Source organism: Xanthobacter autotrophicus ATCC 700552 (assembly GCF_043194565.1).
GTDB lineage: Bacteria > Pseudomonadota > Alphaproteobacteria > Rhizobiales > Xanthobacteraceae > Xanthobacter > Xanthobacter autotrophicus_F.
In genome coordinates this window covers 83,099-106,611 of record NZ_JBAFVS010000014.1, presented here as the reverse complement: position 1 = coordinate 106,611, position 23,513 = coordinate 83,099, and the positions used below count along the sequence as shown (strand labels likewise).

General features: G+C 67.4%; 17 protein-coding genes. 10 read left to right on the top strand and 7 right to left on the bottom strand.

Features of this window, described 5'->3' with window-relative positions:
- Positions 1-131: 131 nt before the first annotated feature.
- The 4 genes from glcE (at position 132) to aceB (ending at position 5,355) form a co-directional block, all read left to right on the top strand.
- A complete protein-coding gene (gene glcE / locus V5F48_RS15855; RefSeq protein WP_394259477.1) occupies positions 132-1,355 on the top strand; it encodes a glycolate oxidase subunit GlcE in 1,224 nt (407 codons plus the stop codon).
- Positions 1,356-1,428: 73 nt separating this feature from the next.
- Positions 1,429-2,748, top strand: coding sequence for a glycolate oxidase subunit GlcF (glcF, locus tag V5F48_RS15850; RefSeq protein WP_394259476.1), 1,320 nt, complete (start codon positions 1,429-1,431; stop codon positions 2,746-2,748).
- A 220-nt stretch (positions 2,749-2,968) separates the two neighbouring features.
- Positions 2,969-3,649, top strand: coding sequence for a thiamine phosphate synthase (gene thiE / locus V5F48_RS15845; protein ID WP_394259475.1), 681 nt, complete (start codon positions 2,969-2,971; stop codon positions 3,647-3,649).
- A gap of 98 nt (positions 3,650-3,747) precedes the next feature.
- Entirely contained in the window at positions 3,748-5,355 is a 1,608-nt protein-coding gene (gene aceB / locus V5F48_RS15840) for a malate synthase A (RefSeq protein ID WP_394259474.1), read from the top strand.
- Between the two features lie 32 nt (positions 5,356-5,387).
- Here the strand turns inward: aceB and V5F48_RS15835 are convergent, their stop codons facing one another.
- From V5F48_RS15835 to V5F48_RS15805, 7 genes are all read right to left on the bottom strand, one after another.
- A complete protein-coding gene (locus V5F48_RS15835) occupies positions 5,388-6,632 on the bottom strand; it encodes a phenylacetate--CoA ligase family protein (RefSeq protein WP_394259473.1) in 1,245 nt (414 codons plus the stop codon).
- Between the two features lie 170 nt (positions 6,633-6,802).
- The gene (locus V5F48_RS15830; protein ID WP_394259472.1) at positions 6,803-7,639 is read right to left on the bottom strand and encodes an ABC transporter ATP-binding protein; all 837 of its coding nucleotides are present in this window, start codon (positions 7,637-7,639) and stop codon (positions 6,803-6,805) included.
- 176 nt (positions 7,640-7,815) lie between these two features.
- Positions 7,816-9,096 (bottom strand): ABC transporter substrate-binding protein, encoded by a 1,281-nt coding sequence (locus tag V5F48_RS15825; RefSeq protein WP_394259471.1) that lies wholly within the window; start codon positions 9,094-9,096, stop codon positions 7,816-7,818.
- Positions 9,097-9,159: 63 nt separating this feature from the next.
- Entirely contained in the window at positions 9,160-10,230 is a 1,071-nt protein-coding gene (locus tag V5F48_RS15820; RefSeq protein ID WP_394259470.1) for a branched-chain amino acid ABC transporter permease, read from the bottom strand.
- 3 nt (positions 10,231-10,233) lie between these two features.
- Entirely contained in the window at positions 10,234-11,127 is an 894-nt protein-coding gene (locus V5F48_RS15815) for a branched-chain amino acid ABC transporter permease (RefSeq protein WP_394259469.1), read from the bottom strand.
- 235 nt (positions 11,128-11,362) lie between these two features.
- The gene (locus tag V5F48_RS15810) at positions 11,363-13,318 is read right to left on the bottom strand and encodes a long-chain fatty acid--CoA ligase (RefSeq protein ID WP_394259468.1); all 1,956 of its coding nucleotides are present in this window, start codon (positions 13,316-13,318) and stop codon (positions 11,363-11,365) included.
- A gap of 8 nt (positions 13,319-13,326) precedes the next feature.
- Positions 13,327-14,169, bottom strand: a complete 843-nt coding sequence (locus tag V5F48_RS15805; RefSeq protein WP_394259467.1) for an ABC transporter ATP-binding protein — start codon at positions 14,167-14,169, stop codon at positions 13,327-13,329.
- A gap of 169 nt (positions 14,170-14,338) precedes the next feature.
- On the opposite strand from V5F48_RS15805, the gene V5F48_RS15800 reads away from it, so the two are divergent.
- The 6 genes from V5F48_RS15800 to V5F48_RS15775 all read left to right on the top strand — a co-directional run bounded on the left by V5F48_RS15800 (position 14,339) and on the right by V5F48_RS15775 (position 23,029).
- Positions 14,339-15,973 carry an AMP-binding protein gene (locus V5F48_RS15800; RefSeq protein ID WP_394259466.1) on the top strand — a complete coding sequence of 545 codons (1,635 nt, stop codon included), beginning with the start codon at positions 14,339-14,341 and terminating at the stop codon, positions 15,971-15,973.
- A gap of 523 nt (positions 15,974-16,496) precedes the next feature.
- Positions 16,497-17,216: a TetR/AcrR family transcriptional regulator gene (locus tag V5F48_RS15795; RefSeq protein WP_394259465.1), complete on the top strand. Its 720-nt coding sequence runs from the start codon at positions 16,497-16,499 to the stop codon at positions 17,214-17,216.
- 235 nt (positions 17,217-17,451) lie between these two features.
- Positions 17,452-19,059: a carboxyl transferase domain-containing protein gene (locus tag V5F48_RS15790; RefSeq protein ID WP_394259464.1), complete on the top strand. Its 1,608-nt coding sequence runs from the start codon at positions 17,452-17,454 to the stop codon at positions 19,057-19,059.
- 259 nt (positions 19,060-19,318) lie between these two features.
- Entirely contained in the window at positions 19,319-20,095 is a 777-nt protein-coding gene (locus tag V5F48_RS15785) for an enoyl-CoA hydratase/isomerase family protein (protein WP_394259463.1), read from the top strand.
- 13 nt (positions 20,096-20,108) lie between these two features.
- Positions 20,109-22,112 carry an acetyl/propionyl/methylcrotonyl-CoA carboxylase subunit alpha gene (locus V5F48_RS15780; protein WP_394259462.1) on the top strand — a complete coding sequence of 668 codons (2,004 nt, stop codon included), beginning with the start codon at positions 20,109-20,111 and terminating at the stop codon, positions 22,110-22,112.
- 11 nt (positions 22,113-22,123) lie between these two features.
- Positions 22,124-23,029: a hydroxymethylglutaryl-CoA lyase gene (locus V5F48_RS15775; RefSeq protein ID WP_394259461.1), complete on the top strand. Its 906-nt coding sequence runs from the start codon at positions 22,124-22,126 to the stop codon at positions 23,027-23,029.
- The last annotated feature ends 484 nt before the right edge of the window (positions 23,030-23,513 follow it).

The following is a 23,513-nucleotide window of genomic DNA, read 5'->3' as shown; positions in this document are numbered from 1 at the left end:
AGCATGTTCGGCAAACACCAGTTCGCCGAACATGCTCTAGACCTTTGTTTCATCGCAATTCCGGACGCAAAACCGCTTCGCACTTTTGCTGGAATTGCTCTGGACGCACACCAACAGCCTAAGGCCACCCGATGAGCGACATCATCGCAGCGCGCGACGACGGCGAGGTCGCGGACGCTGTGCGCACCGCGCTTTCCGCCGGCAAGACCCTTGAGATCCGCGGGCATGGCTCCAAGCGCGCCGTCGGCCGCCCGAGCCAGACCGACCTCACCCTCGACCTGTCCGCCCTCACCGGCGTCACCCTCTATGAGCCGGAGGAGCTGGTGCTCTCCGCCCGCGCCGCCACCCCGCGCGCGGACATCGAAAACATGCTGGCGGCAAGCGGCCAGATGCTCGCCTTCGAGCCCATGGACCCCGCCCCCCTCCTCGGCAGCCCGGCCGGGGCGGGCACCGCCTCCGGAACCCTGGGCGGCCTGTTCGCGGTCAACCTCGCAGGTCCCCGGCGCATCAGCCATGGCGCGGTGCGCGACCATGCCCTCGGCATCAAGGCGGTGTCCGGGCGGGGCGAGCCGTTCAAGTCCGGCGGCCGGGTGGTGAAGAACGTCACTGGCTACGACCTGCCGCGCCTCATGGCCGGCGCCTTCGGCACGCTCTGCGTTGCCACCGAGATCACCCTGAAGGTGCTGCCCCGCCCGCCCATGGAAGAGACACTGGTGGCCAAGGTCGCCTCCCCCGAGGCGGCGGCGGCCGCGCTTTCCGCCGCCATGGGGTCGTCCTGCGAGGTGTCCGGCGCCGCCTTCCTCCCCGAGGGGGTCGCGGGACGGCTGCCGGGGCTTGGCGGATCGCCCGCCGTGGTGGCGCTGCGCCTGGAAGGCGTCGCGCCTTCGGTGAACGCGCGGCGGGCCATGCTGCGCGCCGTGCTCGCCCCCTTCGGCGCGGCGGATGTACTGGAGACGGAGGCCTCCCGCGCCCTGTGGCTGGGCGTGCGCGATGTGGTCCCCTTCTGCGGCCTCGGCGAGCGGGCGGTGTGGCGCCTTTCCACCCAGCCCATGGCCGGGCCGGCGCTGGCCACGCGCCTTGCGGCAGATCTGGGCGGCGAAGCCTATTGCGACTGGGCCGGCGGCCTCATCTGGCTGTGCCTGCCCGGCGAGAGCGCCCATGGGGATGAGGTGCGCGCGGCGCTTGCCCCCCACGGCGGCCATGCGACCCTGATCCGCGCCACCGCCGCCGAGCGCGCCCGAACTTGCGTGTTCCAGCCCCTCGACGGGGCACTGGCGGCCCTGACCAAGCGCGTGAAAGAAAGCTTCGATCCCGGCCTGGTGCTCAATCCCGGCCGCATGCATGCGGGGATGTGAGATGGCGCGCCGTCCTCATCCTTCCCGTTCCAGACCCACGCAACCCCTGCCTCCTTTTCACGGCTGAGCGCCCATGCAAACCCATTTCTCCCTCGCCCAGCTCGCCGATCCGCATGTGGCGGAGGCGGAAAAGATCCTGCGCACCTGCGTGCATTGCGGCTTCTGCACCGCCACCTGCCCCACCTATGTGCTGCTCGGCGACGAACTGGATTCCCCGCGCGGGCGCATCTATCTCATCAAGGACATGCTGGAGAACGACCGGCCGGCCACCGAGCAGGAGGTCAAGCACATCGACCGCTGCCTCTCCTGCCTGTCCTGCATGACCACCTGCCCCTCGGGCGTGAACTACATGCACCTGGTGGACCAGGCCCGCGTCCATATCGAGAAGACCTATGTGCGGCCGCCCGGCGACCGGCTCATGCGGGCCATGCTCGCCAAGGTGCTGCCCTATCCGGACCGCTTCCGCATCGCCCTCATGGGCGCCATGGTCGGCAAGCCGTTCGCGCCCCTGCTGGCGAAGATCCCCGGCCTGAAGCCCCTGGCCGCCATGCTGCGGCTGTCGCCCGGCATGCCCAACGGCCGCGCCCATCACGAGGCGCCGGGCACCTTCCCGGCCCAGGGCCAGCGGCGGGCGCGGGTGGCCCTGCTGCGCGGCTGCGCCCAGCCGGTGCTGCGCCCCGAAATCGATGGTGCCGCCATCCGCCTGCTCACCCGCCTCGGGGTCGAGGTGGTGCGGGTGGAGGGCGAGGGCTGCTGCGGCGCCCTGGTCCACCACATGGGGCGGGAGGAGGAAGCCCACGGCTTCGCCCGCACCAATGTGGACGCCTGGACCCGCGAGATGGACGGGCCTGGGCTCGACGCCATCCTCGTCACCACTTCCGGCTGCGGCACGCCCATCAAGGATTACGGCCACATGCTGCGCCTCGATCCCGCCTACAAGGACAAGGCGGCGCGGGTCTCGGCCATCACCCGCGACATCAGCGAGTTCCTCTACGGCCTCGGCCTGCCGAAGGCCGCGGCGCCGCTGGGCCGGCGCGTGGCCTATCATTCGGCCTGCTCGCTCCAGCACGGGCAGAAGGTGAAGGGCCCGCCGGTGGAGCTGCTGCGCACGGTGGGCTTCGAGGTGGCCGAGCCGTTCGACCCGCATTTGTGCTGCGGCTCGGCGGGCACCTACAACATGCTCCAGAGCGAGATCGCCGATCAGCTCAAGGCCAAGAAGGTGGGCACGCTGGAGGCGCTTTCGCCCGACATCATCGCCGCCGGCAACATCGGCTGCATGGCGCAGATCGGCTCCGGCACCGGCGTGCCCGTGGCCCACACGGTGGAACTGCTCGACTGGGCCATGGGTGGCCCGGCACCCGCGGGGGTCTCCGGAACCGCCAAGGCCGCGTGAGGTTCGCAGCCTGAGGTCCACGGGCGTGAGCGCCCGGCACCTTTGCCCGTCCGGCAAAGGTGTTAGCCGGTTGCGGTCTTAGCCTTTGGTCGCACCAGCCGTTTCGCCCGCCCATGTGTTGCACTAGATCAGCGTCACCAGATCCATTGCATCGCACCATGCCCCGTGCCCGGCAGGTCAACGGGGTCTCCCATCAATCCCCGGATTTGCCGGACCCAAGATGCCCAAGCCCTTCGACCTCACCCTCTATCTCGTCACCGACCCGCGCCTTGTCGCGGCGCGCGGACCGGGAACGAGCGGGCTGCTGGCGACGGTGGAAGCGGCCGTAAGGGGCGGCGCCACCATGGTCCAGCTGCGTGACCCCGACGCCCATGGCCGGGCCCTGGTGGAGCAGGCCCGCGCGCTCAAGGCCCTGCTTGCCCCGCTCGGCATCCCGCTCATCGTCAATGACCGGGTGGACGTGGCGGTGGCGGCGGATGCGGACGGCGTCCATCTGGGCCAGGACGACATGACCCCCGCCGATGCCCGCGCCGTGCTCGGGCCACACCGCATCCTCGGCCTGTCGGTGGGCAACCCGGCGGAATATGCCTCATCCGACCTGGCCGGGGTCGACTATCTCGGCGTCGGCCCGGTGAAGGCCACCGGCACCAAGGCCGACGCGGGCGGCGCCATCGGCGCGGCCGGTGTTGCGGCCATACGGGCGCTGACGCCCCTGCCCCTGGTCGGCATCGGCGGCCTTGGAACCGGCGACCCTGGAACCGGAGACCCTGGAACCGGAGTCGTGGCCGATGTGATCCGCGCCGGGGCGGATGGGATCGCAGTGGTCTCCGCCATCTGCGCCGCGCGCGATCCGGAACAGGCTGCCCGCGCGCTGAAAGCCGCGATCATAACCGCCCGCTGAGCCTTTTTGACTTCGGCCGATGCGCTTCAGGTGCCCGGCCGCGTAGCTGCGTAAGCACACCCCGTACGAGCCACCCGTACAATTGGAGACCCGACATCATGTCGTCCCCCGCCCTCAAGACCGCGCCGTCCGGCATCGAGATCATCGGCGAACTCGGCCCGCGCTTCGACGAGATCCTGACCCCGGAAGCCCTCGACTTCGTCGCCGGGCTGCACCGCACCTTCAACCCCACCCGCACCGCCCTGCTGGCGCGCCGCGTCGAACGGCAGGCGAAGTTCGACGCCGGTGACCTGCCCGACTTCCTGGCCGAGACCGCGCACATCCGCGCCGCCGACTGGACCATCGCGGACCTGCCCGCCGACCTGCTCGACCGGCGCGTCGAGATCACCGGCCCGGTGGACCGCAAGATGATCGTCAACGCGCTGAATTCCGGCGCCAAGGTGTTCATGGCCGACTTCGAGGACGCCACCTCGCCGGTCTGGGCCAACATGATCGAAGGCCAGATCAACCTGAAGGACCGCTGGGCCGGCGCCATCGACTTCACCGACGCCACCTCCGGCAAGGCCTACAAGCTGGGGCCGAACCCGGCGGTGCTCATCATCCGCCCACGCGGCTGGCACCTGCCGGAAGCCCATGTGCTGGTGGACGGCGCGGAAATCTCCGGCGCCCTGTTCGATTTCGGCCTCTACCTCTTCCACAACGCCAAGGCGGCGCTGGCCCAGGGCTCCGGCCCCTATTTCTACCTGCCCAAGACCGAGAGCCATCTGGAAGCCCGGCTGTGGAACGATGTGTTCACCGCCGCCGAGCAGAAGCTCGGCCTGGCCGTCGGCACCATCAAGGCAACGCTGCTCATCGAGACCCTGCCGGCCGTGTTCGAGATGGACGAGATCCTGTTCGAGCTGAAGGAGCACATGGCGGGCCTCAATCTCGGCCGCTGGGACTATATCTTCTCCTTCATCAAGCGGCTGGGGAAGAACGACCGCTTCCTCACCCCCGACCGCGCCCGCATGGTGATGAGCGAAGCCTTCCTGAAGGCCTATTGCGAGCTGCTGGTCGACACCTGCCACCGCCGCAACGCCTTCGCCATGGGCGGCATGGCGGCGCAGATCCCGGTGAAGGGCGATCCGCAGGCCAATGCCGCCGCCTTCGCCAAGGTGAAGGCGGACAAGGAGCGCGAGGCGGGCCTCGGCTGCGACGGCACCTGGGTGGCCCATCCCGATCTCGTGCCGGTGGCCCTGGAGGTGTTCGACCGCCTCATGCCCGGCGCAAACCAGCGCGACGTGAAGCGTCCGGACGTGACCGTCGTCCGCGACGACCTTCTGGAGATGCACAAGGGCACCCGCACCGAGAACGGCCTGCGCGAGAACATCCGCGTCGGCGTGCAATATATCGAGGCGTGGCTGCGCGGGCGCGGGGCGGTGCCGCTCTACAACCTCATGGAGGATGCCGCCACCGCCGAGATCAGCCGCGCCCAGGTGTGGCAGTGGATCCATCTCGGCGCCACGCTGGAGGACGGCCGCACCGTGACGCCGGAACTGTTCGACACGCTGCTCGACGACGAAATGTTGAACCTGCATTCGGTGCTGGGCGCGGAAGTCTATGATTCCGGCCGCTTCCCGGAGGCCATCAAGCTGTTCGCCGACATGTCCCTGGCGGACAATTTCGAGGAATTCCTGACGCTGCCGGCCTATCGCCTGATCGCGTGAGAAGAAGGCGCGGGCGGACCTCCGCCCGCGCCTCACACCGGCCGGCGGTCCTCGATGGTCTTGGCATCCGCCGGCAGCGTGCCGGGCGCCAGCAGGGCCACGCGGCCGCGCAGCTTGGTGGTGGCGCGCAGGTCGTCCAGCAGGGCCTCCTGCGACAGCCCCGAGGCGTCCAGCACTTCCACCTCCAGCAGCATGTCGTCCTGATCGCCGATGCGAGCCACCACGAGGCGGCTCTTCATCACCGCCGGATGCTTCTTCACCGCCGCGCTCACCTGCACCGGGTGCACGAACATGCCGCGGATCTTGGTCACCTGGTCGGCGCGGCCCATCCAGCCCTTCAGGCGGACATTGGTGCGCCCGCACGGGCTCAGGCCCGGCAGCACGGCGGAAAGGTCACCGGTGGCGAAGCGCACCAGGGGATAGTCGGGCTCGAACAGGGTGACGACCACCTCGCCCACCTCGCCTTCCGCCTCCACCGGATCACCGGTGCCGGGGCGCAGGATCTCGACGAGGCAGCCCTCGTCCACGATCATGCCCTCCTCTGCCTCGCTCTCATAGGCCACGAGGCCAAGGTCGGCCGTGCCGTAGCATTGGCGGGCGGCGATGCCGGCGGCCTTCAGCTCCGCGCGATGGGGCGGCAGGAAGGCTTCCCCCGTCACCAGCGCCTTCTTGAGGGAGGAGATGTCGGTGCCGGTTTCCCGCGCCTTGTCCACCAGGATCTTCAGGAACGACGGCGTGCCGCCATAGCCCTGGGGGCGGATGTCGGCGATGGCGCGCAATTGCAGGTCAGTCTGGCCCACGCCCGCCGGCACCACGGCGCAGCCGAGCGCATGGGCGCCGCCCTCCACCATCGAGCCGGCGGGGGTGAGGTGGTAGGAGAACGAATTGTGGACGATGTCGCCGGCGCGGAATCCGGCGGCGAACAGGCCCCGCGCGAAGCGCCAGAAGTCGGCGCCGTGGCCTTCCACGTCATAGATCGGCCCCGGCGACATGAAGATGCGGGCCAGCTTGCCCGGCGCCGTCGCATTGAGCCCGCCGAAGGGATAGCTCTTGGGCTGGATCTCCAAAAGGTCCGACTTGCGGGTGACGGGGAGCTTGGCCAGCGCCGCGCGGCTGGTCACCGCCTGCGGGTCCACCTCCTTGAAGAGGCTGGCGAAATAGGGCGCCTTTGCCTTGGCGTGCGCGACCTGGGCGGCAAGCGCCGCCATCAGCGCCTGTTCGCGGGCTTCGGGATCGCGGGTCTCGCAGGCATCGTAATGGCGGTTCGGATCGGTCATCTCACAGTCTCTATTGCCGCGGGACACATGGGAATCCAGACGCCCTTGCCCCCTCTCCCGCAAGCGGGAGAGGGGGCAAAAGTGGAGCGGGCGGGAAAAGCCCTCTCCCGCTTGCGGGGAAGGGCTGGGAGGGGGCGGAGCCGGCGGGGCCGAAAGCCATGTTCACGCCGTCACAGCCACCTTTTCCGGCGCTTGAAGCTCTTCAAATTCTTGAAGGACTTGCGCTCCTCGCCGCCGCCCTGGCCGAGGTAGAATTCCTTCACGTCCTCGTTGGAGCGGAGCATCTCGGCGGTGCCGTCGAGCACGATCTTGCCCTGCTCCATGATGTAGCCGTAGTCCGCCACCGAGAGCGCCACCCGCGCATTCTGCTCCACCAGCAGGATCGTCACGCCCAGATCCTGGTTGAGCTTCTTGATGATGGAGAACACCTCCTTCACCAGCAGCGGCGACAGGCCCATGGAGGGCTCGTCCATGAGGATGAGCTTGGGGCGGGCCATCATGGCGCGGCCGATGGCCAGCATCTGCTGCTCGCCGCCCGACAGGTAGCCGGCGAGCCCGGTGCGCTCCTTCAGGCGCGGGAAGAATTCGTAGACGCGCTCGATGTCGCTCTTCACCTCGTTGTCACGCCGGGTGAAGGCGCCGAGGCGCAAATTCTCGAGGCAGGTCATGTCGGAGATGATGCGCCGGCCTTCCATCACCTGGAAGATGCCGCGGCGCACGATCTTGTCCGGCTCGATGCCGTTGATCTTCTCGCCGAGGAAAGTGACGTCACCCCGCGTGATCTCGCCGTCCTCGGTCTTGAGCAGGCCGGAAATGGCCTTCAGCGTGGTGGACTTGCCGGCGCCGTTGGAGCCGAGCAGGGCGACGATCTGGCCCTGGGGGACCTTCAGCGAAAGCCCGCGCAGCACCAGGATGACGTCGTTGTAGACCACCTCGATATTGTCCACCGCCAGCAGCGGCGGCGCGGTCTCGGGGGCGGGTTCGAACTTCAGTGCGGCCTCTGCCATGGCGGTCTCCGGGAAAATTCCCTCTCCCCTTGCGGGAGAGGGTGGATCGCGGCGGAGCCGCGAGACGGGTGAGGGGGCTGGCGCTGACGGCCCACCCATGCGGGGGCGCAAACGCCCTCGCCCCTCACCCCAACCCTCCCCCGCAAGCGGGAGAGGGAGTTACGCTGCACAGGTCCTCACCAGCCCTGCAGCTCCGTCTTGCGGGGCAGGTCGATGGTGGCAATCTTCTCAAGCTTGATCGCCCCGCTCTTCACCAGCTCCGCCACCGAGGCATCGGTGGGGCCGCTCACCACCGAGCGGTAGAGGTCCACGCGGGTGGTGGGACGGTGGTCGGTGGCGCTCCAGGTGGAGGGGTTGCAGACACCCTCCATGCCCTTGGGCACCCAGTCGCTCTTCTGGTACATGCCGTCACGGGTCTTCACGCCGGTCACGCCGCCGTTCTTGTCCGCCCACTCCATGGCCTCCTTCATGTAGAGGGCAGTGCAGACGGCGGCGAGATAGTGCACCGGGCGATAGGCGGCGCCGGAGGGGTCGGACATCTTGGAAACGTCCTTCAGCGTCGCCATTCCGGGCGCGTTGCCGCCCCAGGTGATGGCGGTGCGCACCGGGAACACGACGCCGTTCGCCGCCTCGCCGGCCGCCTTCATGGCGTTCTCGTCCATGCCCCAGACATTGCCGAGGAACTGCACGTCCACGCCCGCGGTCTTGCAGGCCTTCAGCACCGAGATGTTGGAACCGGCGGTGTTGCCGAGATAGGCGTAGTTGGCGCCCGACTGCTTCAGGGTCAGGCACTGGGGGGTATAGTCACCCGGGGTGAGGGCGAAGGTGATGGGGTCCAGCACCTCGAAGCCCAGATCCTTGGCATAGGCCTCCGCCGCCGCCTTCGGCGAGTTGGGATAGGGGTGGTTGGCGCCCATGTGCACCCACTTGGGCTTGCCGGGCTTGCCCTTGGCCTTCCAGTCGTCGGCGGCCCATTTCACCATGGCGCGGGCGGCATCCGAATAGGACGGGCCGTAGAAGAAGTTGAACGGCGCGGCGCGCTCGCTCTTCTCGTTCACCTTGCCCTTGGGATCGGTGAGGGAGGCGGAGTAGGAGGCGGAGAAATAGGGGATCTCCTCCTTCGTCACCATGCCGACGAGGGCTTCGGTGTCCGCCGTGCCCCAGCCCTGGATGGCCACCACCTTGTTGGTGCCCACCCACTTCTTGAACGCGGCCAGCGCCCGCGGCACCTGATACCCGTATTCGTTGAAGTCCGAATCGATCTTCTTGCCGTTGACGCCGCCATTGGCATTGATCCAGGCGATGGTGTCCTGGATGCCCAGGCCGTAGGGCTGGCCCACGTCCGAGGTGCCGCCGGAATAATCGGCGAGGTGGCCGATGTTGATGGACTGGGCGAGCGCGGGCGCGGCCGCCGTAAGCGCCAGCGCCGAGACGAGGGACAAAGCGATCTTCTTCATCTTGTGCTCTCCTTGGGTTTCCTGTTTTGGACGGATCGTTCTGTGCGACCTCGCCCGGCTTGATCAGTAAGAGAAGGGATAGAGCTTCCAGTAGGCCTTGATGAGGCGCCAGCGGTGGGCGAGGCCGTCCGGCTCGAAGATCAGGAACAGGATGATGGTAAGGCCGATCAGCATCTCGCGCATGTAGGTCAGGCCATCCTTCAGGTGCAGCACCCGGTCGATGACGCTACCCGAGAGAGCGGAGGCGAGCCAGCCGGTGGCCTCGGGCAAAAGCACCATGAAGATGGTGCCCATGAGCGAGCCCATGATGGAGCCGAGCCCGCCGATGATGATCATGCCGAGGAACTGGATGGAGAACAGGATATCCAGCCCCTCCACCGACATGAACCCCACATAGTGGGCGTAGAGCGCGCCGCCGATGCCGGCATAGAAGGACGAGATGCCGAACGCCATGGTGCGGTACTTGGTGAGGTTCACGCCCATCATCTCGGCGGAGAGATAATGGTCGCGCACCGCGATCAGCGCCCGTCCGTCGCGGCTCCTCATGAGGTTGGCGGCGCCCAGATACATGACCACCACGAAGAACAGCACCACGTAGAAATAGCGGTCGTCGCCGGACAGGTCATAGCCGAACAGGGTGAAGGGCGCGGCCATGGCGCCGTGGGTGCCGCCGGTGAACCATTCCGCCCGCACGAAGAAATCCTGCAGGATGAACTGGGCGGCCAGCGTTGCGATGGCGAGATACAGCCCCTTCACCCGCGCCGCCGGCAGGCCGAACAGAAGGCCCACCGCCGTGGTCCACAGCCCGGCCAGCACGATGGCCAGCGGCACCGGCACGCCCTTGTTTGCCAGAAAGGCCGAGGCGAACCCGCCGAAGCCGAAGAACACCGCATGGCCGACGGAGATCTGCCCCGAAAAGCCGACGAGAATGTTCAGCCCCAGGGCGGCGATGCCCAGGTAGCCGATCTGGATCATCAGGCTCAGGATATAGCGCGAGAAGAAGAACGGCGCGAAGCAGGCCAGCACCACGCCGGCCACGCAAAACAGCATGGTGAGCCGGGTCGCGAAGATAGTCTGGTCGGCCTTGTAGCTGGTGCGGTAGTCGCCGCACGGGCGCAGGGTGTCGATGGCCATGGATCAGACCCTCTCGATGTCGCGGGTGCCGAACAGCCCGTAGGGTTTGATCATCAGGATGATGATGAGCGCGTAGAAGGGGACGATTTCATAGAGATTGCCCCATTTCAGATACTGGCTGTCGAAGTATTGGGCGAGGTTCTCAAGCAGGCCCATGATGAGGCCGCCCACCACGGCGCCGAACACGCTGTCGAGGCCGCCGAGGATCACCGCCGGGAACACCTTGATGCCGAAGAAGGAGAGCGCCGAGGACACCCCGTTCACGATGCCCACCACCACGCCGGCCACCGCCGATACCGCCGCCGAGATGCCCCAGGACAGGGCGAACACCTGGCGCACCGAGATGCCCAGCGACTGCGCCACCTGCTGCGAGAAGGCGGTGGCGCGCATGGCAAGCCCCAGCCGCGAATACTTAAAGAACCAGGCAAATCCCGCCATGATGGCAAGGCTGACCCCGGTGGACATGAGATAGGCCGTCTGCACCTGCAGGCCGAGGATGTCCACCTTGTCCACGCTGAAGATGGGCGGGAACGGCTGGGCGAAGGTGCCGAACATCCACTTCATCAAAGCCTGGAAGAAGATGGACATGCCGATGGTGACCATGATCACCGAGATGATCGGCTCGCCGATGAGCGGGCGCAGCACCACCATCTGCACCACGATGCCGAACACCATCATGAAGCACACGGCGATGAGGAAGCCCCAGAAGAAGGGGATGTTCCACGCCGTGAGCAGCCACCAGCAGGTCCAGGCGCCGATGAGCAGGAACTCGCCCTGGGCGAAGTTCACCACCTGCGAGGCCTTGTAGATGAGCACGAAGCACATGCCGACCACGCCGTAGAGCGTGCCGATGATGAGCCCGTTGATGATGAGCTGGAGAAGGAGCTGGGATTGCATCAGATGGGCTCCTTGATGTTGAAGTGCGGCCTCGCGGAACCGCGCGCCCCGGCCGACTGGAGCGTCAGCGGAAGGAGAGCCGGGGCCCAGCGCAAGACTTCGCCGAAGGCGGCGTGACCGGAGAGAGCCGAGGATAGGGCCGGCTTTGCCGGACTTTCCCCTGGACCCCGGATCGGCGCTCCGGCTGCGCCGTCTCTTGTCCGGGGCGCGAGGGCGTGGGGTGATGTCGTTCCCATCATGCCGCCCTCCTCTTGGTGTCGTCGTCCCTGCGGGGCGATGGCGCACCGAGGTCGATCACGTCGAGCTTGGTCTGGATGCGCTGGCGGGTGCCGTCCTGGAAGGTGATGGTGGTGTCCACGTCTATCACCTTCTCGCCCGCATACATGGCGTCGATGATGGTGCCGTAGCGCTCGTTGATGACACCCCGGCGCACTTTGCGGGTGCGCGTCAGCTCGCCGTCGTCGGCGTCCAGCTCCTTGTAGAGCAGGAGGAAGCGCCCGATGCGCTGCTTCTCGGGCAGGGTACGGTTCACCGTCTCCACTTCCTTGCGCAGCAGCGCGATGACTTCGGGTCGCGCCGAGAGGTCGGTATAGGTGGTGAAGGAGATGCGGTTCTTCTCCGCCCATTTGGAGACGATGGAGAAGCGGATGCAGATGAGCGCGGCGAGGCTGTCGCGCCCGTCGCCCAGCACCACCGCCTCGGCCACATAAGGTGAGAACTTCAGCTTGTTCTCGATATATTGCGGCGAGAAGCGGTCGCCGTGCGCCGTCTGCGCCATGTCGCGGATGCGGTCGATGACCACGAGGTGGCCGCGATTGTTGAAGAAGCCGGCATCGCCGGTGCGCATCCAGCCGCCGTCCACGAAGGATTTCGCGGTTTCCTCGTCATTGCGGAAATAGCCGGTGAAGGCGTTGCCGTGCCGCGTCACCACCTCGCCGAGGCCGTTGGGGTCCGGATCGTCGATGCGGATGTCGACGCCGTCGAAGGGCACGCCCACGGTGTCGAAATCCACGTCTTCCGCCTTGTGCAGCGTATAGGCGCCGAGCAGTTCCGTCTGGCCGTAGAGCTGACGCATGGGCACGCCGAGCGCCAGGAAGAAGCGGAAGGTGTCCGGCCCCAGCGCCGCGCCGCCGGTGGCAGCGGATTTCAGGTGCGAGAAGCCGAGCCGGTCGCGCAGGGCGCGGAACAGGATGAAGTCGGCCAAAGGCGAGCGCCGGCCCTGCTCCAGCGCCTTGAGGCCGAGCTTCATGCCCAGCTCGAACATGCCGCGCTTGAGCGCCGAGGAATCCATCATGCGCGAGCGCACGTCGGCGGCGATCTGCTCCCACACGCGGGGCGCGAACAGCACGAAGGAGGGGCCGATCTCGCGCATGTCGGCCATGAGCGTTTCCTGCTCCTCCACGAAGTTCACCCTCATGCGGGAGATGAGCGCCTGGCCGAAGGCGTAGATCTGCTCCATGATCCACGGCATCTGCAGCACGCTGACGTATTCGTCGGTGCTGGTGCGCGGGTCCATCTCCAGATAGGCGCGGCAGTGCCGCAGCAGCGCGCCGCCGGTGAGCATGGCAAGCTTGGGGTGGGAGGTGGTGCCCGAGGTGGTGCACAGGATGGCCACATCCTCGGCCCTGCCCTGCGCCACCAGCCGGTCATAGGCTTGAGGATCGCGCGCCGCCTCCGCCGCGCCGCGCGCTTCAAGGTCCTTCAGGGAGATGAGGCGCGGGTCGTCGTATTTGCGGATGCCGCGGGGGTCCGCATAGACGATGTGGCGGACGGTGGGGATCTTCTCGTCAAGGCAGAGCAGCTTGTCCACCTGCTCCTCGTCCTCGGCGAACACCACGGCCACGTCCGCATAGGTGACGAGATAGGCCACCTCGTCGCCGAGGGCATCGCGATAGATGCCGAGGCTCATGCCGCCCAGCGCATGGGTGGCGATCTCGCCCATCAGCCATTCGGGGCGGTTGTCGCCGAGCAGGCCCACCACATCGCCGCGGGCAACGCCCAGCGTGGTGAAGCCGAGGGTGATGTTGCGCACCCGCTCGGCCACCTGCGCCCAAGTATAGGAAATCCAGATGCCGAGGTCCTTCTCGCGCAGCCAGGTCTCGTCGGGATGGGTGCGGGCGTTGAGCGCCAGCAGCTTCGGCATGGTGTCGTGGACGGCGACGTCCGGATAGGCGGCGGTGATTTCGGACATGGCGGACCTCACGCAATCACGGCGGCGGGGGCCGCCTCGTCGAGATCGTCCTCGCCCAGATAGGCCTTGCGCACATGGGGATCGGCCAGCACCTCGGCGGGCTCGCCCTCCACCAGCTTCTTGCCGAAATCCAGCACCATGACGCGGTGGGAAATGTCCATCACCACCCCCATGTCGTGCTCGATCATGACGATGGTCATGCCCCACTCCTCGTTGAGATCCACGATGTAGCGGGCCATGTCCTCCTTCTCTTCCAGGTTCATGCCCGCCATGGGCTCGTCGAGGAGGATGAGCTTGGGCTCCAGCGCCACCGCGCGGGCCAGTTCCACCCGCTTCCGGAGGCCGTAGGAGAGGGTGCCGGCGGCGGCCTTGCGCACGTGCTGGATGTCGAGGAAGTCGATCACCTCCTCCACCTTGCGACGATGCTCCAGCTCTTCCGTCTGCGCCCCGCCGATCCAGTAGAGCGCGCCGGTGAGGAAGTTGTTCTTCAAAAGATGGTGGCGGCCGACCATGATGTTGTCGAGCACGCTCATGTGGCTGAACAGAGCCAGGTTCTGGAAGGTGCGGCCGATGCCGATGGCGGCGCGGCGGTTGGGCTTCAGCCGGGTCACATCCTCCCCGTCGAACACCACGCGTCCCGCACTCGGCGTATAGCGCCCGGAGATGCAGTTGAGCATGGAGGTCTTGCCGGCGCCGTTCGGCCCGATGATGGAGAACAGCTCGCCCGGGCGCACATGGAAGCTCACGTCGCTCAGCGCCTTGAGGCCGCCGAACCGGAGCGAGATATTCTCGATACTCAAGAGCGCGGCCGTGCCCGGATCAGCCCCAGCCGAAGCTGCGGGTAGCGCCATATTCCCCTCCCTCATTCCCGTACACGGGGCGGCTTCTTTGAGCCATTGTCTCATATTGTGAGACGATATTGATCATCATTATCTAGCGGCATCTCGAATGTTTCAAGAGCATCCGATCAACTTCCAAAAAATATTGCAAACATCCCAAGTTGGTCTCACATTATGAGACATGACTGCACCTTTGGATCCCGACTCTACCTCCCCCAAGGGGGCTCAAAGCTTGTCCCGTGCCGTTGCCGTCCTGCGGGCGGTGGCCGACGCGCCGACCCCTGGCGCGCGGCTTGCCGATCTCATGGCGAGCACCGGCCTGTCGAAGCCCACGACCCACCGCCTGGCTGCGGCGCTCGTTCACGAAGGCCTTCTCGCCTATGATCCGGCGACACGTCTCTACACGCTCGGCGCCTTCTGCCTGAGCCTCGGCCGCCGCGCGGGCACGGTGCCGGCGGAGACCGCGACGGAGACCGATGCGGCATCGGTTCCGAGCCTGTATCAACGGCCGGAGTATCGCGGCGAGGCCATTCCCCTCGCCCATTTGCTCTGTGACCGGCATCTGCCCGGCAAGCGCTCGCATCCGGCCATGATCCATGAATCCGTGTCGGGTCAGACTTCGGAACTGAGCTTTGGCAGGCTTTCCGACTATTCATCGCGCTTTGCTCGTGTATTGGCGACCATCGGCATCAAGAAAGGCGATTGCGTTGCCGTCATGCTGCCCAAGGGTGTCGAGTTGGTCATTGCCGCGCTTGCCATCTGGCGAGTTGGCGCCGTCTACATGCCGCTGTTCTCCACCTATTCCGCCTCGGCGGTGAACGCCCGCCTGGACTCGAGCGGCGTCAAGGCCATCGTTGCAGATCGGGTGCTGGTCGAGCGCGCCCGCAAATACATCAAGCCGTCAACGCCGGTCTTTCTCGTGGAAGGGGACCATATCAACCGCATAGAAGGTCGGGTCACCCAGTTCTGGTCATCGATCTACGAGGCCGAGCCGTTGGCCGAAGCCGCGACCTATGCGGCGGACGACCCTTTCATCATGACCTATTCAACAAAGACGGTTGAACCCCGGTACGGCCTGCTCACCCCCGTCCGCGCCCTGGCCGCAATCGAGCAATACATGCGTCTCGGGCTTGATGTCCGGGACGAGGACGTGTTCTGGAACATGACCGACCAGGGCTGGGAATACGGGATCTTCTACGGTCTCGTCGGCCCGCTCCTGATCGGCAGCTCCATCCTGTTCTGCGATGGACCCTACGATGTCTCGCAGGGCTATCGCGTCCTGTCGAAATTCCGTGTCACCAACCTCACCGCCGCACCCTCCCAGATCAAGGCCTGGTGGCGCGGCGATCCCTCCACGGCCTCGCACCCGCTCGCGCTGCGCGTGGTGACCGTCGGCGGCGAACCATTGCCCCAGGACATCATCGCCTGGGTGACGCAGAAGCTCGGCGTGCCCCTGATCAACCAGTACGGACACCGCGAGGCGGGGATGATCATCGGCATGAAGCATGACCCGCACGATCCGCGCTCCCTGAACCGGGTTTCCGTCGGCCGGGTCGCGCCCGGCTTTTCCCTCGTCGTCCTCGACGACAAGGGGGCAGAACTGGGCGTGGGTGCCGAAGGAATACTGGCAATCCACGTCCGGCGCTCACCGCTTTTCTGGTTTCGTGCCTACAGGAAGGACGAGGCCGCAACGAAAGCCAGATTCAGGTTCGGAAGCGCCTACTACATCATCGGGGATACCGGGCACATGGATGCCGACGGCTGCGTCCACTACAGCGGACAGGCATCCCACGCCATCTCGATGCACAAGGATTGATGTCGCGCCCTCTCGGTCGCCATGTCGTCATCTCCCTCCGTTCTTTGCGCCCCGCTTGTGCGGCTGGCTTGGCGCGTGCCCGGTCATTTCGCCGGGTTCAGGAAACAATCAAGCGTTCTTTTTTATTTTGGTCAAGCGAGATTTCAGGCCGGGCAGTTGCGGACTGGCGTATCTTATCCGCCGGCGGATGTCCGGCGTGGATGCGTGCGCAACGTGCGCCTCGGTCAGTCCAGGGCAGAATGTCGTTTCCGTTTGCACCCATCCAGCCGGATTTTCGCACACTTGCCGTGCATCCATTCATACTTTCGAGGCGGGGCGCGGTGGTTTCGAAATCTTGAACATCGGTGCCCGGCCCCACGCTCCTCGCTGACGGAGGAATGTCGCGGTGCCCTTCAGGGAAACAATCAAGCGTTCCTTTATTCTGGCCAAACGCATTTCGATGTCGCAGGATGGGGACGATATCGGCGCAGTCCGAGAATGATGCACGAGGCCACCCCGGCCGCCACCAACGCTGACACCCACCATGGCGCGCACCATCGGTTCCAACGGCGCCCGGACCGCCGAAGCCATTCGGCAGGCGGGCGTCAAGCTCATCTACAAGCACGGCTACGAGGCCATGAGCCTCAGGCAGCTCGCCGCCGAGGTGGGTCTGCAGTCCGGCTCGCTCTACAAATATTTCGAGAACAAGCAGAATCTCCTGTTCGACATCGTGCGCGACCACATGGAGGACCTGCTGGGCAAGGCCGAGGCCGATCTTGAGGGCATCACCGACCCGCTGGCGCGGCTGAAGACCTTCTCCGCCTTCCACCTGCGCTACCACATGACGCGCATGGCCCATGTCTTCATCGCCAACATGGAGATCCGCAGCCTGGAGGACGAGCACCGCGCCGTGGTGGTCGCCCTGCGCCGGCGCTACGAGGGTCTGCTGGAAGAGATCCTGCGGCAGGGCGCGCAGGACGGCGTGTTCCAGGTGAGCGAGCCCAAGGTCGCCACCTACGCCATCATCTCCATGCTCACCGGCATCTGCATGTGGTACCGGCCGGGCGGGCGGCTCTCCCAGGACGAGCTGGTGGACATCTACACCGGCCTCGTGGTGGACGGCGCCACCGGCCCCGGCGCCGCGGAGGCCGCCCGCACCAAGCCGCTTGAAGCCAGACCGCTTGAAGCCGCTGCTGCCCAGCCCCGCGACAGCGGCGTGCGGGCCAAGCCGCGCGCCGCACGGCCCAAGACGGCGCGGGCATAGGACGGCGCGGGCATAAGACGGTCCAGGCGTAAAAGCCCCCTTCACGCTGCAAGAGCCCTTGCGCGCCTGATAAAAAAACGTACGATCGTTTCCAAGCCGGCAACGACCGGCACCGGAGGATGACGCGCCCACCTGCCGCCCGCCCATCGAGGCGACGGGCGCGCGTCGGTCTCCGTTCGGTCAATGGCAGATGGGCCGGGGTCATCGGTCCGTCGTTTCGGGGGCGAGAGCGCTCATGGCGATCATTGAGGACGCGGTGGACCGCCGCTCCGACACCTTCCGCCGCAACAGTCAGGCCCTGGAGGCCTCCGTCGCGGACCTGCGCGCCACGGTGGAGCGCGTCGCGGAAGGCGGCGGGGAAGTGGCGCGCGAGCGGCACCTGAAGCGCGGCAAGCTGCTGCCGCGGGACCGCATCCGCACCCTGCTCGACACCGGCTCGCCCTTCCTCGAACTGTCGCAGCTTGCCGCCTTCGGCATGTATGACGACGAAGTGCCGGCCGCCGGGATCATCACCGGCATCGGCCGCGTCTCCGGCCGCGAATGCGTCATCGTCGCCAACGACGCCACCGTGAAGGGCGGCACCTATTATCCCGTCACGGTGAAGAAGCACCTGCGGGCCCAAGCCATCGCCCGGGAAAACCACCTGCCCTGCATCTATCTGGTGGATTCCGGCGGCGCCAACCTGCCGAATCAGGACGAGGTCTTCCCCGACCGCGAGCATTTCGGCCGCATCTTCTTCAACCAGGCCCACATGTCGGCGGATGGCATCCCGCAGATCGCCGTCGTCATGGGCTCGTGCACGGCGGGCGGCGCCTACGTGCCGGCCATGGCCGACCAGTCCATCATGGTGAAGAACCAGGCCACCATCTTCCTCGGCGGCCCGCCCTTGGTGAAGGCCGCCACCGGCGAAGTGGTCACGGCGGAAGAGCTGGGCGGGGCCGACGTGCACACCCGCACCTCCGGCGTCGCCGACCACATGGCGGAGAACGACGCCCATGCGCTGGGCATCGCCCGGTCCATCGTCGCGAACCTGAACGCCACCAAGGCCCATTCCCTCGACATCCGCGAGCCCCGCGCGCCGCTCTACGACGCCAGGGACATCTACGGCATCGTCTCCGCCGACCCCAAGCAGCCCTTTGATGTGCGCCAGATCATCGCCCGTATCGTGGACGGCTCCGAGTTCGACGAGTTCAAGCCGCTCTATGGCCAGACGCTGGTGACCGGCTTTGCCCGCATCTTCGGCTATCCGGTGGGCATCATCGCCAACAACGGCATCCTGTTCTCCGAGAGCGCGCTGAAGGGGGCGCACTTCGTGGAATTGTGCTGCCAGCGCAATATTCCCCTCGTGTTCCTGCAGAACATTACCGGCTTCATGGTGGGGCGGAAGTATGAGGCGGGCGGCATCGCCAAGGACGGCGCGAAGTTCGTCACCGCCGTCTCCTGCGCCGCCGTGCCCAAGTTCACGGTGGTGATCGGCAATTCCTTCGGCGCCGGCAATTACGGCATGTGCGGGCGCGCCTTCGACCCGCGCTTCCTCTGGATGTGGCCCAATGCCCGCATCTCGGTGATGGGCGGCGAGCAGGCGGCGGGCGTGCTCGGCCAGGTGAAGCGCGACGGCATCGAGGCGCGCGGCGGCACATGGTCCGCCGAGGAGGAAGAGGCCTTCAAGGCCCCCATCCGCACCCAGTACGAGGTGCAGGGCCATCCCTATTATTCCTCGGCGCGGCTGTGGGACGACGGCGTCATCGATCCGGCCGACACCCGCATGGTGCTGGCACTGGCTCTCTCCGCCGCGCTCAACGCCCCCGAGCAGGAGACGCGCTTCGGCGTGTTCCGCATGTGATGGCGACATCACTTATGGCTGCAGCACCCCGCCCCCGTGCCCCGGCCGACTGGAACGCAGCGCAGCGCAGTGGAAGGAGAGCCGGGGCCCAGCGCAGGAAATTCGCCGTAGGCGGCTTCATCCGCAGCCTCCCGAAGGACTTGTCTGCTGCGCAGGAGCTGTGCGCTGGCCCCCGGATCGGCGCTCCAGCTGCGCTGTCGCTTGTCCGGGGAACAGACAGGCCTGCACCACGCCCATCGACGCCGCGCGGAATGATCCCATGAGCCTCATCACCACTGTCGAGGATGGCGTCGCCGTCCTGACGCTCGATCGGCCGGAGGTGCGCAACGCCTTCGACGATGCGCTCATTCTCGCGCTCACCCGCGCCTATGATGCCGCCACCATCGATCCGGAGGTCTACGCCGTCCTGCTCAGGGCCAACGGCCCCATCTTCTGCGCCGGCGGCGACCTCAATTGGATGCGCCGCATGGCCACCTATTCGCGGCACGAGAACCTGGCCGACGCCATGGCACTGGCGACGCTCATGCGCACCATCGACCTGTGCCCCAAGCCGACCCTCGTGCGGGTGCACGGCTCGGCCTTCGCCGGCGCCACCGGCCTGATCGCCGCCAGCGACATCGTGGTGGCGGTGCCGGAGGCGGAATTCGCCGTCACCGAGGTGCGCATCGGCCTCATCCCCTCGGTCATCAGCCCCTATCTGGTGCGGGCCATGGGGGCGCGGCAGGCGCGGCGTTATTTCCTCACCGCCGAGCGCTTCTCCGCCGCCACCGCCCTCGCCCTCGGCCTCGTGCACGAGGTGGTGAGCGCCGAGGAGCTGGACGCCGCCATCGCCCGGCATCTCAAGGCGCTGAGGGCGGCGAGCCCCGGCGCCATGGCCGCCACCAAGGCGCTCGTTGCCGCCGTGGACCGGCCCTTCGACCAGGCCGTGATGCAGGACACCGCCCGCCGCATCGCCGACCAGCGCGCGAGCGCCGACGGACGCGAGGGCGTTTCCGCCTTCCTCGAAAAAAGAAAACCCACATGGGGGACCGCATGAACTGGGGGGCCGCATGACCAAAGCGATCCGCACCCTGCTCGTCGCCAATCGTGGCGAGATCGCCGTGCGCGTGATGCGTACCGCAAAGGCCTTGGGTCTGCGCACCGTCGCCGTCTATTCGCAGGCGGACGCCAACGCCCTCCATGTGGCGAGCGCGGACGAGGCCTATCCCATCGGCCCGGCGCCCGCCCGCGAGAGCTACCTTCGCATCGACGCCATCCTCGACGCGGCGAAGAGGAGCGGCGCGGATGCCATCCATCCCGGCTACGGCTTCCTGTCCGAGAATGCGGACTTCGCCGAGGCCTGCGAACAGGCGGGCATCGTCTTCGTCGGCCCGCCGGCCTCGTCCATCCGCGCCATGGGTTCCAAGAGCGCCGCCAAGTCGCTGATGGAAAAGGCCGGCGTGCCGCTGGTGCCCGGCTATCACGGCGAGGACCAGGACGCGGGCCTGCTCGCCCGGGAAGCGGAACGCATCGGCTTTCCCGTGCTCATCAAGGCGTCCGCCGGCGGCGGCGGCAAGGGCATGAAGGTGGTGCGCAGCGCCGCTGAATTCCCCGACGCCCTCGCCTCCGCCCAGCGCGAGGCCAGGAGCGCGTTCGGCGACGACAAGGTGCTGGTGGAAAAATACCTCACCACACCGCGCCACATCGAGGTGCAGGTCTTCGCCGACAGCCACGGCAACGCGGTCTACCTGCACGAGCGCGACTGCTCCATCCAGCGTCGCCACCAGAAGGTGGTGGAGGAGGCCCCCGCCCCCGGCATGACACCGGAGCGCCGCGCCGCCATGGGCAAGGCCGCGGTGGATGCCGCCAAGGCGGTGGGCTACGTGGGCGCCGGCACGGTGGAATTCATCGCCGAGGGCGAGCACTTCTACTTCATGGAGATGAACACCCGCCTGCAGGTGGAGCATCCGGTGACGGAGAGCATCACCGGCCAGGACCTGGTGGAGTGGCAGATTCGCGTGGCGCAGGGCGAGACGCTGCCGCTGGCGCAGGCCGATATCCCGCTGAAGGGCCACGCCATCGAGGTGCGGCTTTATGCCGAGGACCCGGCGCGGGATTTCCTGCCGCAGGTGGGCCGGCTGGATCATCTGGTGCTGCCTTCCCATCTTGAGGGCACGCGGGTGGATACGGGCGTGCGCGCCGGCGACACGGTGTCCATCCATTACGATCCCATGATCGCCAAGATCATCGTCTCCGGCGCAGACCGCACCGAGGCGGTGCGCCGGCTGGATGCCGCCCTTGGCGCCACCGAGGTGGTGGGCCTTGCCACCAACCGGGTGTTCCTCAAAGCCATCGCCGCTCATCCCGCCTTTGCCGCGGCGGAGCTGGACACCAATTTCATCGCCCGCCACCAGGACCAGCTTTTGCCGCCGCCCCAGCCGGTGGACGACACGGCGCTGGCGCTGGCCGCCCTCTCCATCCTGAAGGAGGAGGCGCGGCAGTCCGCCGAGGCGGTGGACGCGGCCGACCCGTGGTCGCCATGGGGGCTCGCGCCGGGCTGGCGGCTGAACCGCGACGCCCATGTGGACCTCACCTTCGCCGACCGCGAGCGGCGCATCGCCGTGCGCGCCCATTTCCGCCCCTCGGGCTTCATCCTTAGCCTGCCGGGCGGGGACATGAGCGTGGAAGGCGACGCGGAGGCCGATGGCACGCTGCGCGCCCGGCTCGATGGCGTCGCCTTGTCGGCGCGGGTGGTCCGCACCGGCGCCCGCCTCACCATATTCGTGCGCGGCGGGGAATTTGGCGTCGAGTTCATCGACCCGCGCCTCGCCTCCCAGGCCGCCACCGGAACCGCCGGCCGGCTGGTCGCCCCCATGCCCGGCACCATCATCCGCATCGCGGTGGAGGAGGGCCAGGAGGTGGCGAAGGGCGCCGCGCTGGTGGTGGTGGAAGCCATGAAGATGGAGCACACCGTCGCCGCCCCCCGCGACGGCCGGGTGAAGACGCTGAAATTCGCCGTGGGCGACCTCGTGGACGAGGGCGCCGAGCTGCTGGTGCTGGAAGAAGCAGAATAGGAGGACGCGTGATGGCCCGCCCAGCATCGGTGCGTATCGTCGAGGTGGGCCCGCGCGACGGGCTCCAGAACGAGCCCGGCCTCGTGCCCGTGGCCGCCAAGGTGGCGCTCATCGACGCGCTGGCCGGCGCCGGGCTGACGATGATCGAGAGCGGCTCGTTCGTCTCGCCCAAATGGGTGCCGCAGATGGCCGACACCGGTGAGGTGCTGGCACAGATCGACCGGCGCGAGGGGGTCCGTTATCCGGTGCTCACCCCCAACCTGAAGGGGCTGGAACTGGCGCTCGCCTCCGGCGTGGAGGAAGTGGCCGTGTTTGCCGCCGCCTCGGAGGCCTTCAGCCAGAAAAACATCAACTGCTCCATCGCCGAGAGCCTGGAGCGCTTCGTCCCTGTGCTCGATCTTGCGAAGGCGCAGGGCGTGGCGGTGCGCGGCTATGTGAGCTGCGTGCTCGGCTGCCCCTATCAGGGCGAGGTGCCGGTGGCCAAGGTGGTGGAGGTCTCCGAACGCCTGGTCGCCATGGGCTGCTACGAGGTCTCGCTGGGCGACACCATCGGGGTCGGCACCCCCGACAAGGCGAGGGCCATGGCACGGGCGGTGGCGGATCATATCGGCGTCGCGCGCACCGCCCTGCACTTCCACGACACCTACGGGCAGGCGCTGGCCAATGTGCTCGCCTGCCTGGAGCTGGGCATCGCCAGCGTGGATGCGGCGGTGGCCGGCCTCGGCGGCTGCCCCTATGCCAAGGGCGCCTCGGGCAATCTGGCCACCGAGGACCTCGTCTACATGCTCGACGGCCTCGGCGTGGACACCGGGGTGGACCTTAACGCCCTCGCAAGCGCGGGCCGGGCGATTACCGCCGCTTTGGGCCGCACGCCGGCCTCGAAAGTGGCACAGGCGCTGGCTGCTCGGGCGGGGTAGGCGGAGGCGGTACCCGTCGCACTTGCTTCGGCTGGGTGCGACGGAACCCTCTCCCGCGTGCGGGGGAGGGCAGGGTGGGGGCGGGCGTTTCCGCGTTCCCCGCCGCCGGATCTTCGCACAGTATCCCTCCGCATCGCCCCGCCCGCATTTCCAAACACACGTCCCTGCCCCCTCCCCAGCCCTCCCCCGCACGCGGGAGAGGGGGCAGTCTGCGTTTGTGGAAGCAACACTCTTCTAACCTGCACCGCCGTGAACCCTCTCCCGCCCGAGGCCGGATGTTTCCGGCCTCGGCTCGTGGGAACCGAACTCGGCAGGAGCCGAGTTCGGGCGGGGGAGGGTAGGGTGGGGGTCGACGGCTGCCACCGTCCCGCCGCGCCGAGGTATCTCCCGCCGCATTTCCCCGTCGTCGACCCGCCCGCGTTTCCCCAAACACACGCCCCTGCCCCCTCCCCAGCCCTCCCCCGCAAGCGGGAGAGGGGGCCGG

Bases quoted from the DNA above. Each gene is read 5' to 3' on its own strand.
- V5F48_RS15830 (WP_394259472.1), bottom strand. From the start codon at position 7,639: ATGGCAGAGGCCGCACTGAAGTTCGAACCCGCCCCCGAGACCGCGCCG.
- aceB (WP_394259474.1), top strand. From the start codon at position 3,748: ATGTCGTCCCCCGCCCTCAAGACCGCGCCGTCCGGCATCGAGATCATC.
- V5F48_RS15775 (WP_394259461.1), top strand. From the start codon at position 22,124: ATGGCCCGCCCAGCATCGGTGCGTATCGTCGAGGTGGGCCCGCGCGAC.
- V5F48_RS15820 (WP_394259470.1), bottom strand. From the start codon at position 10,230: ATGGCCATCGACACCCTGCGCCCGTGCGGCGACTACCGCACCAGCTAC.
- V5F48_RS15780 (WP_394259462.1), top strand. From the start codon at position 20,109: ATGACCAAAGCGATCCGCACCCTGCTCGTCGCCAATCGTGGCGAGATC.
- thiE (WP_394259475.1), top strand. From the start codon at position 2,969: ATGCCCAAGCCCTTCGACCTCACCCTCTATCTCGTCACCGACCCGCGC.
- V5F48_RS15785 (WP_394259463.1), top strand. From the start codon at position 19,319: ATGAGCCTCATCACCACTGTCGAGGATGGCGTCGCCGTCCTGACGCTC.
- V5F48_RS15795 (WP_394259465.1), top strand. From the start codon at position 16,497: ATGGCGCGCACCATCGGTTCCAACGGCGCCCGGACCGCCGAAGCCATT.
- V5F48_RS15790 (WP_394259464.1), top strand. From the start codon at position 17,452: ATGGCGATCATTGAGGACGCGGTGGACCGCCGCTCCGACACCTTCCGC.
- glcE (WP_394259477.1), top strand. From the start codon at position 132: ATGAGCGACATCATCGCAGCGCGCGACGACGGCGAGGTCGCGGACGCT.
- V5F48_RS15815 (WP_394259469.1), bottom strand. From the start codon at position 11,127: ATGCAATCCCAGCTCCTTCTCCAGCTCATCATCAACGGGCTCATCATC.
- glcF (WP_394259476.1), top strand. From the start codon at position 1,429: ATGCAAACCCATTTCTCCCTCGCCCAGCTCGCCGATCCGCATGTGGCG.
- V5F48_RS15835 (WP_394259473.1), bottom strand. From the start codon at position 6,632: ATGACCGATCCGAACCGCCATTACGATGCCTGCGAGACCCGCGATCCC.
- V5F48_RS15825 (WP_394259471.1), bottom strand. From the start codon at position 9,096: ATGAAGAAGATCGCTTTGTCCCTCGTCTCGGCGCTGGCGCTTACGGCG.
- V5F48_RS15800 (WP_394259466.1), top strand. From the start codon at position 14,339: ATGACTGCACCTTTGGATCCCGACTCTACCTCCCCCAAGGGGGCTCAA.
- V5F48_RS15810 (WP_394259468.1), bottom strand. From the start codon at position 13,318: ATGTCCGAAATCACCGCCGCCTATCCGGACGTCGCCGTCCACGACACC.
- V5F48_RS15805 (WP_394259467.1), bottom strand. From the start codon at position 14,169: ATGGCGCTACCCGCAGCTTCGGCTGGGGCTGATCCGGGCACGGCCGCG.